This window comes from Halomonas sp. 3D7M (genome assembly GCF_014897885.1).
GTDB lineage: Bacteria > Pseudomonadota > Gammaproteobacteria > Pseudomonadales > Halomonadaceae > Vreelandella.
This window is the reverse complement of the sequence record NZ_JABUZF010000247.1, coordinates 5,456-18,897: the sequence shown is the minus strand read 5'-3', so window position 1 is coordinate 18,897 and position 13,442 is coordinate 5,456. Positions and strand designations below refer to the sequence as shown.

Genomic DNA, 13,442 nt, shown 5'->3' with positions numbered 1-13,442 from the left:
TATGGGGCTATTTGGGCATTCTGAGCCTGGGCCACGGGGCGTTTTTTGCCATTGGCGGTTACGCCATGGGCATGTACCTGATGCGCCAAATCGGTGATCGCGGTACTTATGGTGACCCGGTACTGCCGGATTTTATGGTGTTTCTCAACTGGGACAGCTTGCCCTGGTACTGGCTCGGTTTTGATATGGCCTGGTTTGCGTTTGCCATGGTGCTGTTAGCCCCTGGGCTATTGGCCCTGGTCTTCGGCTTTTTAGCGTTTCGCTCGCGGGTCACTGGGGTGTATCTGTCGATTATTACCCAGGCGCTGACTTTTGCCCTGATGCTGGCATTCTTCCGCAATGAGATGGGCTTTGGTGGCAACAACGGGCTGACCGATTTTCGTGAGCTGCTGGGCTACAACCTACGCAGCAACGACACCCGCTTAGGGCTGTTTATTGCCACCGGGGTTGCGCTGGCGCTGGGTTACATCCTGTGTCGGGCGATTGTTACCAGCAAACTAGGCCGGGTATGTGTGGCAACCCGGGACGCCGAGGCCCGCACGCGGTTTATTGGCTACCGGGTCGAGCGCTTCCAGCTATTTGTATTCGTGGTTTCCGCCATGCTGGCAGGCTTGGCTGGCGCGCTTTATGTCCCTCAGGTAGGGATTATCAACCCCAGTGAGTTCTCACCGATTTTCTCGATTGAAATTGTGCTGTGGGTGGCACTGGGTGGCCGCGCCACGCTTTATGGAGCGGTTATCGGGGCGATCTTAGTCAACTACGCCAAAACCATCTTCACGGGTGTGATGCCGGATGCATGGCTGTTTGCCCTGGGCGCGATGTTTGTCTTGGTCACGGTGTTGCTACCTAAAGGCGTGGCGGGATTATTGCTCCACCTAAAACGCCGCAAAAAATCCGCTACCTTGCCGAAGGAGGCTACCGCATGAGCTTGTTGCAATCGCTAACCACGCGGGATCGGGTATTTGATTTTATGGCTCCTCAGGCATCACCGGTAGATGTGCGTCATGGCCCGATTCTGTATATGGAAGATGTCACGGTGAGCTTCGATGGCTTCAAGGCTATCAATAACTTAAACCTGACTATTGATGACGGTGAACTGCGCTGCATTATCGGCCCCAACGGGGCCGGTAAAACCACCATGATGGACATCATTACTGGCAAAACGCGCCCCAACGCAGGCAGCGTGTGGTTTGGTAGCCGTCATAACCTGCTGCAAATGAATGAGCCGGATATCGCCAGCTTAGGGATTGGTCGTAAGTTCCAAAAGCCCACGGTATTTGAAGCGCTGAGCGTGTTTGAAAACCTGGAGTTGGCGATGGCCGCCGACAAGCGTATTTTCCCCACGCTGACTGCCCGCATGAGCGGTGAAATTAAAGACCGTATCAATGAGGTGCTTGAAACGATTGGCCTGACCGAGCTGCGTTACCAGCCAGCAGGGATTCTTTCCCACGGCCAAAAGCAGTGGCTGGAAATTGGCATGCTGCTAATGCAGCGCCCGCGTTTACTGCTGGTAGATGAACCCGTTGCCGGGATGACGGAACAGGAGATGGAGCGCACCGCTGAGCTGCTGACGGGCCTGGCGGGTAAGCAGTCGGTGGTTGTGGTCGAGCATGACATGGGCTTTGTACGCTCCATTGCCCGTAAAGTGACCGTATTGCACCAAGGCAGCGTGCTGGCGGAAGGCAGTATGGATCAAGTTTCAAGCGACCCTAACGTGGTTGAGGTGTATCTGGGTGCGGACGACGAGGAGGCTGCCTAATGCTGGCGATTGAAAAACTTAACCAGTTCTACGGGGAAAGCCACACCTTGTGGGATTTAGACCTCGACGTGCCTGAAGGCCAGTGCACTTGCGTGATGGGCCGCAACGGGGTGGGTAAAACCACCTTAATGAAAGCCATTATGGGCGAAGTGGCCGTAAAGAGCGGCCAACTGCGCTATCAGGGGGAGGGTAGCGACATTGAGCTGACCAAAAAAGCGGTGGAAGCGCGCTCTCGCTTGGGTATTGGCTTTGTCCCCCAGGGACGGCAGATTTTTCCGCTGCTCACCGTGGAAGAGAATCTACGCACCGGCTTGGCAGCGCGCAGTGATGGGCTGAAAAAAATCCCCGAGCGTATCTATGAACTGTTCCCTGTTTTAAAAGAGATGAAGCACCGCCGTGGCGGTGACTTATCCGGTGGGCAACAGCAGCAGCTCGCCATCGGTCGCGCGCTGGTAATAGAGCCCAAGCTGCTGATTTTGGATGAACCCGGGGAGGGCATTCAGCCCAATATTGTGGCGCAAATCGGCCAGGTGATTCGCCAGTTGATTAAAGAGGATGGCTTAACGGTACTGCTGGTTGAGCAGAAGCTACCTTTTGCCCGCAAATACGCCGACCGCTTTGTGATTATGGATCGTGGCCGTCCGGTGGCCAAAGGCGAGATCGCCGAGCTTTCTAACGAACTGATCAAGCAGCACCTGACCGTTTAAGTTATCCACACCTACGCCCGTTTGGCTGGCGCAGGTGGGGTGTGCATATTGACAAGCCTAGTTGTGAAAAAACAACGGGTGCCAGGACAAGCGCATCGCTTGTTTCAGCCATCTAGAAGTCTAAAGAGGCCGAAAACATAAAGGTGCGGGGGGCTCCTAGTGCAAGGCTTGAGAGTTGTGGCATGGCCCAGTACGCCTTATCGGTTACATTGTCGATAGTGGCGCGCAGCGTCAACGGGTAGCCGGAAAGGTGAGTAGTGTAGCGTGCACCAACGTCGTAAATGGTGTGTCCAGGAACCGACAAGGAATTGTCACTATTAATATACTGCTCTGACATTGCGGTGGCATTAGCGGTCAGTGTCAGCCCTGGTGCTGCGGATAGATCCCATTCAGCGCCTAGCTTGGCTTGAAGGTCGGGCACGCCAGTGGCCTGACTACCCTGGTTTTCATCGCTAGCGGCGCGGGTGACTTTAGGGTCTACATAGGCAATCCCACCCATTAAGCGGAGGTTGCTAAGCGGGCTGCCGAAGAAGTTCCACTCCGCTCCTCGGTTGCGCTGCTCACCGCCAAACGAGAAGATATTAGTTTCCAGGTCGGTGTAACTGCTGGGCCGCTTGATTTCATAAAGGCTAAGTGTGTGTGAGAAATCGCCTAGGTCAAACTTCACCCCAATCTCGTTTTGTTTGGTCTTATAAGGTTCAAATACCTCACCAGCATTGGCAGCACTCATAGGTGCCGTGGCCCCCTGACTGAGCCCCTCGATATAGTTGGCGTAGAGTGATACCTGGTCGGTTGCTCTGAAAAGTAGCGCTGCAGCGGGGGTGACCGCGCTTTCATCATAGCGGGAGATGCGTGCGCCGCTCGTCACGCTGTAGGCGTCGCTCACTACCTCTTGGCGTCGGGCGCCGAGGGTCAGTTGTAGGCGATCATCGGCAAATGAAATCGTGTCCGCCAGACCATAGCTGTTCAAGCGTAGCTCTGTATGCATGATATGTGGGGTGATAAATTCGGCAGCGGCGCCCCACTGCGGATCGTATAGATTAGTGACCCAGTCTGCACCGGGAACGGTTCTGCGCCCGTAGTCATGTTGCTCATGCTCGTAATGAGTGGCATTGACGCTAATGGCATGGCTGACGGCGCCGGTTTGGAAATGACCGCGAACCCCAACTTCCGCTGATGTTTTTTCGACATCGAAGGCGAGCTGACCAATGCTTGTACGATAGTTACCTTGATCATCAAGCACCAAGGATGACATGGCGCCATTGTAGGTGTAGTTCGTTTCGCTTCGACCCACTGATGCGTACCCCATGATTTCATCGGTAAAGTCGAATTCGCCACGCACGATGGCTCCCTTGTCGCGCGTGTTGGCAAAGGCCCAGTCAGGGTTGATCAGTGTATCGGAGTCGGGAGGTGTCGGTACTGCCAGGCCTGGCGTCAGGTTGACCCCTCGTGTTGGCCCATCGATGTGGTCGTCCGCACTGTACAAGTCAGCTGATAGGCGTGCTCGCTCACCGCGCCAGTCCAGTCCCAGAGCCCCCATTTGAACGCTTGGCTTCTGGTTATTCACAGCACCCTCGCCGTCGCGGTATACACCGTTAAAGCGAATGCCAAACTGCTGGTTGTCTCCCACACGTCGGCCAACATCAAGGTGTCCGCCAAACTGCGCGTCGGACATGTACGTGGTGGTGAAGCGCGTCAGCGGCTCATCGCCAGCTCGCTTAGGAACCAGATTAATGGCACCACCAACGGAACCACCTGGTGGCATCCCGTTGAGTAGCGCCGAAGGCCCTTTGAGCACTTCAATACGCTCGAACATCTCGGGGGACGTGCGGTAGTAGGGAGCCATCCCGGCAAGGCTATCAAATGTCGTATCAGTGGTGCTGGAATTGAATCCGCGGATCGAGTAATTCTCGCTCCAGGCACTGGTGACGCCGTTGCTGAATACGCTCGGATCGGTAGCCGCAATGACATCGGCAATATTTTGGGCTTGTTGATCCTGGATAAAGCGATCCGTATAGCTGATGGCATTGAACGGCGTTTCCATAAAGTCCCTGTTGCCCAGAAAACCGGCTCGATTGCTATAGGTCACCTGGCCACCTGCGTACGTATCGTTTACTGACGTTGCTTCACCGTGTACGGTGACCGGCGCCAAGGCCACGGCATTACGCGTCTCGCTCTGCTCGGTGGCCTCGGCAGTCTGTGCAAGTGCCTGTGAAGAAAGCAGCATAAGAGCGCTCGCACTCAGGGCTAACGGAAATGTGCTCCTGACGAGCAGTGGAGGGCTTAAACAGGCAGCGAGACGCAGTGGTGTTCTCGCCCATTCCAGTTGTGCTTTAGGGTGGTGAAGTAAGGCCATGTCGGTCTCCTTTTATATCAGACAGGCGGAGCTACGCCGCTCCAGTCGAGCCGTCGTTGGAACGCTCGATACAGCAGTCGGCTAAATCTTTTTTGAAGTACTTTGGTTGGTTAAGTCGCTAGTCGCGATACCCATCGATAATGTCATCCGCGATGATCTCTAGGGCGCTCACGCTGGCGGCGGTGACATACCAAGCTTCGGGGTCGACATAGATCACCCGGTTATTTCGCCAAGCGCTGGTTTGGCGTATCAGGGGATTTGCCATGCTACTGGCATCCATGGCGGGCCGGTGCTCCATTACGGCAGTACGATCCACGACATAAATGATGTCGGGGTCGGCCTGTTGAATGAATTCACTGGAGACAGGCTGGCCGTGCATGCTGGTATCGATGCCGGGAGCCGCAGGTTCAACGCCTAGCTCGGTGAAGATGAAACCGTAGCGCGACTGCACTCCGAAGGAGTTGAAAGCGCCATTGTTATGCAGCAGGATAAGTGCTCTCTCTGGTCGGCCCTGAGTAACACGCCTAACTTTCTCGACTGTATTGTCCAGCTCGGCCGTGCGTTGACGGGCCAGCGCCTCCTTGCCAAAGATCTCCCCAAGATCGATGAGATGGTCTTTGATAACGTCAATGTGGTTGCTCTGGCTGTTACGGTAATCCACGTCGAAGTGGAGCGTCGGCGCGATTTGAGTTAATTCGTGATAATGGTTGGCCTGTAACGATGTCATGAGAATTAGATCAGGGTTGGCTCGATGCACCCGCTCAAGGTTGGGGCGCACGATAGAGCCCAGATCTTCAACCGCCGGATTGTGTCGATACTCCTTGAGAAAATGGGGAATAAAGTCCTTCGGCATGCCCACCACTGGAACGTCCAACTGATCCAAAAAGTCGACTTCATTCATGTCGAGCGCTGCGACTCGATGTGGGCGGTGGTCGATCACAGTGCTTCCCAGCGCGTGCTGAATCGTTAGCGGTGTCATGGCCTCCTGTGTGGGCATGTCGTTGGCCTGATCGCACCCTTGCATCAATGCCATCGTAGCGAGAAGGAGAAGGTGTGCCAGGCGGCTACTGTTGAGATATCGCGTCATACCAGGTTTCCTGAGGGCTTGAAGTAATTGCATAGATAGCCGCGCTCGTCACGGGCGACGTCGAAGTTCAGTCCATAAAGCTCACTCAAGCGCTGCTCGGTGATGACGTCGGTGACGTTGCCATCGCAATGCACTGCCCCACCCTTCATGGCGACAATGTAATCGGAGTAGTTGGCGGCAAAGTTGATGTCATGGACGACCAGAATGACCGTTCGTCCATATTCGTCGCAGAGTCGGCGAAGGGCCTGCATGATCTGAACGGCATGCTTGATATCGAGGTTGTTCAGAGGCTCGTCGAGCAGCAGGTAATCGGTTTGCTGTGCAATGGTCATGGCCAGGAACGCCATCTGACGCTGGCCGCCGCTGAGCTCATTCAGATAAGCTCCGCGTAGAGCCGTCAGCGATAGAAACGACAGGGCATCATCGATCACTTGATGATCGTGCTGAGTGAGTGTGCCGTGGGTGTAAGGAAAGCGACCAAAGGCGACCAACTCCTCGACGGTCAGGCGCAAGTTGAATTCAGGCGTTTGTCTCAGCGTGGCCACCCGTTTGGCATACTCGCCGATGCGAATGTTCTCTACCGGGGAGCCGTCAAGCCGAATGACTCCTTGAGAAGGCTTTAGCAGTCTTGCGATCATCATCAGCAGGGTCGTTTTGCCTGCCCCGTTTGGGCCCACCAGTGACGTCAATTGACCCGTCGGGAAGCGGAGATTGATAGCCGATAGCACTGTGCGGCTAGCATAGGTTTTATGAAGGTCTTGAACCGTAATCATGCCGTGCCCCGCGTCCGCACCATCAGCGACAGGAAGTAAGCCCCACATACGAGGTTGACGAGAATGCTGACGGTGGTTTTGTAGTTAAAGAGATGTTCGACCAGCAGTTGGGCGAGGAGGAAAGTGGCGATGGCGATGGCGCATCCTAAAGGCAGTGTGACTCGATGCCGGTAGGTGCCTGCCAGCGCGTAGGCAGTATTGGCCACGAAAATGCCCATGAATGCCGTGGGGCCAAGCAGGCTAGTCGAGATGGCTACCAGCGCGGCAATCAAGAAAAGCTGGCGTTGTACGCGACGTCGATAGTCGATGCCGAGCGAGATGGCCTGCTCCCGGCCTAGCAACAGCACGTCGAGCACCGGAAGGGCCTTGTAGCCCACCAGACAGATCGTGACCACGATGGGGGTAGCGTAGAGCAGTTGTGCAGCGCTGGCTTTGCCGAAAGTGGCTTGGCTGTACCCCAGCAGAATGGAAAATTCGCCCGGGCTCATCTTGAGCTGAATGAACTGCGTAAGGGTGGTAATGACCATTGTCAGCACCAGTCCGACTAGCAGCAGGAAATAGACGTTGTCTCTACCATCGCGAAACAGCCAGCGATGCAGCACCCAGGAGTAGCCAAGCATCAGCAGCATAGAGAGTATGACGTTGCCGTGCTCGCCGAGTACCACCAGACTGCGGGTGCCCAGCATCAGCATCAACAGAGCCTGAAACAGCAGATAGATGGACTCGTAGCCCATGATGGCGGGCGTTAATATCCGGTTGCCGGTAAGACTTTGAAACGCAATGGACGACCAAGCGACGCAGATGCCGCCGATCACCATAGTGGCCAAGCGTTCCAGTCGTTTCGGAATGACATAGTCGAAGTCGAGTCCTGAGCGCACGAAGATAAAAGCGAGCGCTAGAACGATCACGGCTGCCCAAACGGTGTGGAGAGTCTTGGCTGTCATCGTTGTGCTCTCCCGATAATCAAGATCAGAAACAGCACTCCCCCGACGCAAGCCGTTGTTAAGCCGATGGGCACTTCAAAGGGGTAAATCAGCAGCCGACTCACAATGTCGCAGGCCAGCAGCAAGGTTGCCCCCGACAGTGCTACTACTGGCAGTGTGCGAGTCAGGTTATCGCCGTAGTAGAGCGCCACCAAATTGGGAATCACTAAGCCGACAAAGGGAATGGCGCCCACAGCGATGACCGTGACCGAGACCGTGATGGCCACCAGCATCAATCCTAGTATGGCGATGGCAAGATAATTCATGCCTAGGCTCACCGCCGCCGCCTCACCCATGCCCAGTACCGTGAAGCGATGGGCGTAGAGGTAGGTAAGCATCACGACCGGCAGAATGAGGTAGATGATTTCGTAATGGCCTTGCACGATCTTTGAAAAGTCGCCCAGTAACCAGCCCTGCATGCTTTGCAAGATGTTATGGCGGTAGGCGTAGAACTCGGTAAGGGCGCTTAGCATGCCGCCGTACATCAAACCGATGACGGGAATCAGCACGCTGTTGGTGAACTTGATGCGGCGAACGATAGTGATAAATACGACATTTGCAGCGAAGCAAAAGAGCAGCGCGGCAAGCATTCGTAATCCAGCGCCAGCTGCAGGCATTAGGGTTAGCGATACGAGAATGCCCAGTTTAGCTGCATCAAGCCCGCCCGAGGTGGCTGGCTCCACGAACTTGTTACGCACGATGTGCTGCAGAATCACGCCGCAAATCGACAGACCTACACCAGTCAAAATAACGGTGATGAGACGCGGCAGTCGGCTGGCTGTGAGCGTCAACCAGGCATCATCCGACAGAGTGATTAGTTGGTGCCAGCTCAACTGCTGCGCGCCTATCAGTAACGATACTCCGCAAAGCAATACAAACAGACAAGGCAGATACCCACGCATCAGGTGTCTTCTCTCCCTTCTGCATTCGGTGTAATGCGCCATGTTTTAGCGGCCTGGCGCTGGCCAAGAAAGGTGGCGTAATGCCCTTTGTGGACGAGTAGTTCAGCGGGTGTACCCTGCTCCACGACGCGACCGTTATCCAGTACGATGATCTGGTCGGCCATGGCCACGGTAGATAGCTGATGAGCGATCACTAATAGCGTACGTTGACCACGCAGCCGTGCCAGTGTCTGAGTAATGATGGCCTGGTGCTGTGGATCCAGTGCGGCCGTCGCTTCGTCTACCAGCAAGATGGGAGCATCTTTGATCAGTGCTCGAGCGATCGCGATGCGCTGACGTTCTCCACCGGAAAGGCGGACACCTGCTTCGCCCACCGGCGTGTTTAGCCCCTGGGGTAAGCGTTCGAGTATCTCTGTGACGCCCGCAAGATTTGCCGCTTCCATTAGCTCGGCATCGCTGGCTTCGGGGCGGCCAAAGCGTATGTTGTCGGCTATGCTGCCAGCAAACAGATGGCTCTCCTGGAGGATCTGGCTAACATAGCCTGCCAACTGAGCACTGGACATGTCGCGCACGTCGACACCGCCAATGAAAACGCGGCCCTGGTCGACATCGAAAAAACGTGCCACAAGGCGTGCGATAGTGGTCTTGCCCGAGCCCGATTCGCCGATCAATGCCGTCATGCTGCCGGGCTTGACCGACAGACTCACTCCGTTGAGCACATTGGGCGCATCTGCGGCATAGCGAAAATGTACTGCGTGAAGTTCGATAGAGGTATCACGCGGCGGCTGAGGCGTGGTTGTCTCGGGTAAGGGCGATGCGTCGAAAACAGTTTTTATTGTCTCCAACTGCCCTTTGGCGCTGCGTAGAACGTCGCTATGCTGGGCCACATCAAGCAACGGCTCGATAAACCGGCTGATCAGCAACAGCGCCACAATAACACTGGTGACGTCAGGTGCCTTCAGCGGCTCACCCAGCAGCGTATTGATCCACACCATGATGGTGATCAGCAGGGCAGCAAATACCGCCTGCACTGCCCATGTATTGAGTAGCGCCGATAAAGCCGAAAGGCAGGCTAGCCTTGTGCCGGAATGGTGCTGCTTCTCCAGTGCGTTCTCCAGAAAGCGCGTACTCTGGCCTTCGCCGCTGAAGGCGCGTAATACCGCCTGCGCATTGGCGAATTCGACTACCCGCTGGCTGGTTTCGGAGAAGTTCTGCTGGAAGGCCCGGTCGGCGTGACGGGTGAGCTTGGAAGTGAGCCATAACACGCTCACCAGTGGCGCTAATGCTATCAGTGCTGCGATACCGAGCGGCGTGTGCAGCGCTAACAGAGCGATTAGGATGACCAGTGGCACGACCAGGCCGGTGATCACCGGTGTGAAAACGTGGGCGGGAAGCTGGGCTACCGCCATTATACCTTGAGTCACTACATGGTTAAGACGCGCAGTATTGGTGCTGGTAAACCAGCCAACGGGCAGGCGAGCTACATGGCTGCCTAGACGGTGACGCCCAGACTGTAGGACGGCGACGCCCACACGAACGCCCGCCTTCTCTACATGTGATCGCACTAACCAGCACGCGAGAATACCCAGCAGCAGTATGGCCAACCATACACTGGCGTTGGACGAATCTCCGGACATCAAATAGGTGATGATGGGGATAAATGTCAGGATTGTGAGGCCGCTAAGCAAACCATAGCCAATAGCTAGCCCGAGATAACGACGTAAGAGCACGACGTTCTCGCCGAGCAGATGAGTCAGTATTTTCAGCACGTTGATACCTCTGATTCCAGCGTTGAGGTGGCGTTGCTCAAGGCCCAAAGGCGGGCATATAGGCCATGTTGAGTGAGAAGGTGATCGTGGTTGCCCTGCTCGACGATCATGCCGTCATCGAGTACCAGGATCTGATCGGCGTATCGGATCGTATCGAGTCGATGGGAGATGACGATCAGCGTGCGTCCGCGGGTTAGCCGAGCTAGCGCTTCCTGAATGACCAGTTCGCTACTCGCGTCGACTGCCGCCGTTGCCTCATCCAGCACCAGTAGAGGAGGATCAAGCAAAATGGCGCGGGCAATGCTCACACGCTGCTGTTCACCACCAGACAGTTGGGTGGCGTCGTCAACGACAGCGTCATAGCCACCGGGTAATGCGAGGATGCGCTCGTGAATATTCGCCGCGCGAGCCGCGTCCTCAATCTCTTGCTGGCTGGCGGAAGGACGGCCCAAGGCAATGTTGTCGCGGATGCTGGCATGGATAAGGCGGACGTCCTGCAGGACAAAACCGATATATTGGTAAAGTGTCGCCGTTGAGAGCTGGCGCAGATCCACACCGCCTAAGGTGATGCGCCCCTGGGTGGGATCAAAGAAGCGCAATAGCAGTCGTGCCAAAGTCGACTTGCCCGCTCCAGATGGCCCGACAATCGCAGTGACACTTCCTGCGGCAAAGGTGACGTCGAGATTCGAGAGCCCACGATGTCCGTTATCATAGGCGTAACTCACGTTGTCGAAACGAATTTCGTTGTTTGCTGGCAGTGGCTGCTGGTCAGAGAGAGGCGCTTGCAAGATAGGCGTTTCAAGTAGCGCCATGACGCGTTGCGCAGCGCCGGTTGCACTGCCCAGGTCGTGCAGCAGGGTATGCAGAAGCAGCAAAGGAGCACAGATCCCTGGCGCCACCAGAATGAACGGCACCAAGTCGACGGGAGTCGTCCAGCCGTTGACGACAGAAATTGTTCCGCACAGCAGAGTCAGTCCCAATATCGTCACCGGCGTTACCATCGCATGAACATGAGCCATGGAGGCGACCAACGGGCGGGTAAAGCGATCAAATGCATCGGCAAAGCTATTCACTGCGTCCTGATAACCGCGATAGGCCTGTCCGGTGGTGCCGAACGCTTTCACGTCGGGGATGCCGCTAATGAACTCATTGATGGCACTGTTCATGTGCTCAAGCCGTATCACGAATTCTCCCATGTTGGCTTTGCTGGATTGCATGAGCCGATGCAGAAACAGAAAGAAGCCGGGCAGGGGCAACAGGGTTATCACCGCGATTCGCCAATCCATCGCAAGCAGATAAATCACTGAGATCGACAGAGCCCCAAGCGCGCGCCCGACGGCGGTATAGAAGTGCGCGGTTAGGCTGTGCAGCGTCGCAATGTCATCCTGCATCGCTTGCTTGACCTGCCCGGAGGTTTGGCCGGTAAACCAGCCAAGCGGTGCCTGGGCCAAGCGGCTGAGCACGGCCTGACGTAGATGATGTGTCAGACGGTTATCCGCCAGATGCGCGATCAGCTCGCCGAGGAACATGCTTCCCATGCCGATGAAGACGCTGACGATACTGGCTGTTACCACCCACGCGATGTCGCGTTTGCTGCTCGCAGATAACTCCCAGGCTTGGTCTGAAGCGGTGGCGAGGATCTGCGCGATGTGCGCCATGCCGGCTAGCGGTATCATCGTGAAGATTGTGCCGATGCCCGCCAGGGTGGCGGCTATTAAGAGCCGTGTGCGGATGGGGGCCAGTATTCGGCTGATGGGACCTTGGCCAGTCGGCGTGGTTTGCGTGTTCATGAATCGTTGCTACTCGGTCATGGGGCGTTTAAGTGATTACTCTCAGAGCTATCAAGTCGAAAGAACCGGAATTGCCACTGGATATAAACGCGAATTAATCGCGTTTGTGAGATTAATTGAAAATTAGTTTAGCGTCTATAAACTAATTAAAATAGTTGCATGCTGATAAACTAATTGACCCTAGCGGAAGGGGCATGGCTTGATAAAGGACGCTATTAAAAGGAGTGTGTTATGGCAGCGCGACCAGCATCTAAAGTACGCGGGCGGCCACCCACCATTACGCGTGAGCGTATTGCGAATGCGGGTGTCGAGATTGGCCTACCCAATATCACCTTTGTGGGAGTAGCCGCCGCGTTGGGCGTTAGCCATATGGCGCTTTACAAGCACGTCGCTAATCTTAAAGCGCTGAAGGTGGTGGTAGCCGAAGAGATCTTTCGGCGCTGGAGAATTCCGCGTGCTCGTCGAGATGAGCCCGAAGAGCTGCAGGCGTATCTGTTCACTTTTGCTATGTCGATAGCTGAGTTTGTCAAAGTACACCCAGGGCTGACGCCCTACGTGATCCGTCGTCTGGCGGCGACCCAGCCGATGATTGAAAAAATCCATGAGCACCAAGCGCATATTGCCGAGGTCTATGAGATTTCCCAGTTACAAGCGCGTTGGCTTCTGGCGACGGTAGCCTTTCACTGCTTTGCCGTAGCGGACACGATTTACTCGGTGATGGGGCAGGAGCCTGTTGAGGCAATAGATCATGCCGTAGAAGAGGCCGAACTGGAGGCCGAACTGGAGCAAGGTATTCAGGCGCTCATTGCTGGAGCTATCGCCATGCTGGATGATCATCCGCAGGGGCAGGAGTGAATGATCTCCTGGCCTTCGCCAGCGTGAATCGTGGCCGTCCGGTGGCCAAAGGCGAGATCGCTGAGCTTTCCAACGAACTGATCAAACAGCATTTGACCGTTTAAGTTATCCACACCCGGTTCAAAGTCGTGGGTCGGGCTGGAAGGGCAGCGCCTTTGCCGTCGTGATGACTTGATCAAACAGGGGGTGCCCAGGGTTGAGCATGTAGTTGAACTCTCTTGGCACGACCACGCTAGGAATTGCCAGGGCTAAACTGTGGCCGGAGTCCAACCAGCCGTCGCCAAGCTCGGCAGTTTCTGCTGGCGCAGGCGCTTCCCGCCAGTTATCCGGGAGATCGGCTTCTCCAACACCCAGAATGCTATCGGTCGGTAGTGTCAGGCGCAGTAGCGCATAGGCATTGAGCAACTGATAGCTTTCCAGATGCACCATGATTTCAAGCAGCGCCAGCGACTCAGCGCTTG

The 13,442-nt window shown here is 55.7% G+C and carries 12 protein-coding genes; 4 read left to right on the top strand and 8 right to left on the bottom strand.

Annotated features, from left to right (window positions below; translation table 11 throughout):
• The 3 genes from urtC to urtE form a co-directional block, all read left to right on the top strand.
• Positions 1 to 926: urea ABC transporter permease subunit UrtC (gene urtC / locus INT22_RS14565; RefSeq protein WP_226912766.1), on the top strand; the 926-nt coding region annotated here is incomplete at its 5' end.
• On the top strand, positions 923 to 1,759 hold the full coding sequence (urtD, locus tag INT22_RS14560; RefSeq protein ID WP_193059671.1) for an urea ABC transporter ATP-binding protein UrtD: 837 nt from the start codon (positions 923 to 925) through the stop codon (positions 1,757 to 1,759). The genes urtC and urtD, both read left to right, overlap by 4 nt.
• Positions 1,759 to 2,466: an urea ABC transporter ATP-binding subunit UrtE gene (gene urtE, locus INT22_RS14555; protein ID WP_193059670.1), complete on the top strand. Its 708-nt coding sequence runs from the start codon at positions 1,759 to 1,761 to the stop codon at positions 2,464 to 2,466. Before urtD ends, urtE begins: the two co-directional genes overlap by 1 nt.
• 112 nt (positions 2,467 to 2,578) lie before the next feature.
• Here the strand turns inward: urtE and INT22_RS14550 are convergent, their stop codons facing one another.
• The 7 genes from INT22_RS14550 to INT22_RS14520 all read right to left on the bottom strand — a co-directional run bounded on the left by INT22_RS14550 (position 2,579) and on the right by INT22_RS14520 (position 12,126).
• Positions 2,579 to 4,822, bottom strand: coding sequence for a TonB-dependent receptor (locus INT22_RS14550; protein WP_193059669.1), 2,244 nt, complete (start codon positions 4,820 to 4,822; stop codon positions 2,579 to 2,581).
• Positions 4,823 to 4,940: 118 nt separating this feature from the next.
• Complete coding sequence (locus INT22_RS14545) at positions 4,941 to 5,909, bottom strand: siderophore ABC transporter substrate-binding protein (RefSeq protein WP_226912765.1); 969 nt, start codon at positions 5,907 to 5,909, stop codon at positions 4,941 to 4,943.
• Positions 5,906 to 6,682, bottom strand: a complete 777-nt coding sequence (locus INT22_RS14540; RefSeq protein ID WP_193059667.1) for an iron ABC transporter ATP-binding protein — start codon at positions 6,680 to 6,682, stop codon at positions 5,906 to 5,908. Before INT22_RS14540 ends, INT22_RS14545 begins: the two co-directional genes overlap by 4 nt.
• Positions 6,679 to 7,626 carry an iron chelate uptake ABC transporter family permease subunit gene (locus INT22_RS14535; RefSeq protein WP_193059666.1) on the bottom strand — a complete coding sequence of 316 codons (948 nt, stop codon included), beginning with the start codon at positions 7,624 to 7,626 and terminating at the stop codon, positions 6,679 to 6,681. Before INT22_RS14535 ends, INT22_RS14540 begins: the two co-directional genes overlap by 4 nt.
• The gene (locus tag INT22_RS14530) at positions 7,623 to 8,567 is read right to left on the bottom strand and encodes an ABC transporter permease (RefSeq protein ID WP_193059665.1); all 945 of its coding nucleotides are present in this window, start codon (positions 8,565 to 8,567) and stop codon (positions 7,623 to 7,625) included. The genes INT22_RS14535 and INT22_RS14530 overlap by 4 nt, the downstream gene beginning before the upstream one ends.
• Positions 8,567 to 10,336 (bottom strand): ABC transporter ATP-binding protein, encoded by a 1,770-nt coding sequence (locus tag INT22_RS14525; RefSeq protein WP_193059664.1) that lies wholly within the window; start codon positions 10,334 to 10,336, stop codon positions 8,567 to 8,569. Before INT22_RS14525 ends, INT22_RS14530 begins: the two co-directional genes overlap by 1 nt.
• On the bottom strand, positions 10,330 to 12,126 hold the full coding sequence (locus tag INT22_RS14520; protein WP_193059663.1) for an ABC transporter ATP-binding protein: 1,797 nt from the start codon (positions 12,124 to 12,126) through the stop codon (positions 10,330 to 10,332). The genes INT22_RS14525 and INT22_RS14520 overlap by 7 nt, the downstream gene beginning before the upstream one ends.
• Positions 12,127 to 12,357: 231 nt before the next feature.
• Here INT22_RS14520 and INT22_RS14515 point away from each other — a divergent pair, with 231 nt between their 5' ends.
• On the top strand, positions 12,358 to 12,981 hold the full coding sequence (locus INT22_RS14515) for a TetR/AcrR family transcriptional regulator (protein ID WP_193068474.1): 624 nt from the start codon (positions 12,358 to 12,360) through the stop codon (positions 12,979 to 12,981).
• 120 nt (positions 12,982 to 13,101) lie between these two features.
• Here INT22_RS14515 and INT22_RS14505 read toward each other — a convergent pair.
• Positions 13,102 to 13,442 (bottom strand): RES family NAD+ phosphorylase (locus tag INT22_RS14505; RefSeq protein WP_226912764.1); only part of this gene is annotated, 341 nt, incomplete at its 5' end.

What these genes read in the sequence shown, in the direction of transcription:
- urtD (WP_193059671.1), top strand. Translation starts at nt 923, where the DNA reads ATGAGCTTGTTGCAATCGCTAACCACGCGGGATCGGGTATTTGATTTT.
- urtE (WP_193059670.1), top strand. Translation starts at nt 1,759, where the DNA reads ATGCTGGCGATTGAAAAACTTAACCAGTTCTACGGGGAAAGCCACACC.
- INT22_RS14550 (WP_193059669.1), bottom strand. Translation starts at nt 4,822, where the DNA reads ATGGCCTTACTTCACCACCCTAAAGCACAACTGGAATGGGCGAGAACA.
- INT22_RS14545 (WP_226912765.1), bottom strand. Translation starts at nt 5,909, where the DNA reads ATGACGCGATATCTCAACAGTAGCCGCCTGGCACACCTTCTCCTTCTC.
- INT22_RS14540 (WP_193059667.1), bottom strand. Translation starts at nt 6,682, where the DNA reads ATGATTACGGTTCAAGACCTTCATAAAACCTATGCTAGCCGCACAGTG.
- INT22_RS14535 (WP_193059666.1), bottom strand. Translation starts at nt 7,626, where the DNA reads ATGACAGCCAAGACTCTCCACACCGTTTGGGCAGCCGTGATCGTTCTA.
- INT22_RS14530 (WP_193059665.1), bottom strand. Translation starts at nt 8,567, where the DNA reads ATGCGTGGGTATCTGCCTTGTCTGTTTGTATTGCTTTGCGGAGTATCG.
- INT22_RS14520 (WP_193059663.1), bottom strand. Translation starts at nt 12,126, where the DNA reads ATGAACACGCAAACCACGCCGACTGGCCAAGGTCCCATCAGCCGAATA.
- INT22_RS14515 (WP_193068474.1), top strand. Translation starts at nt 12,358, where the DNA reads ATGGCAGCGCGACCAGCATCTAAAGTACGCGGGCGGCCACCCACCATT.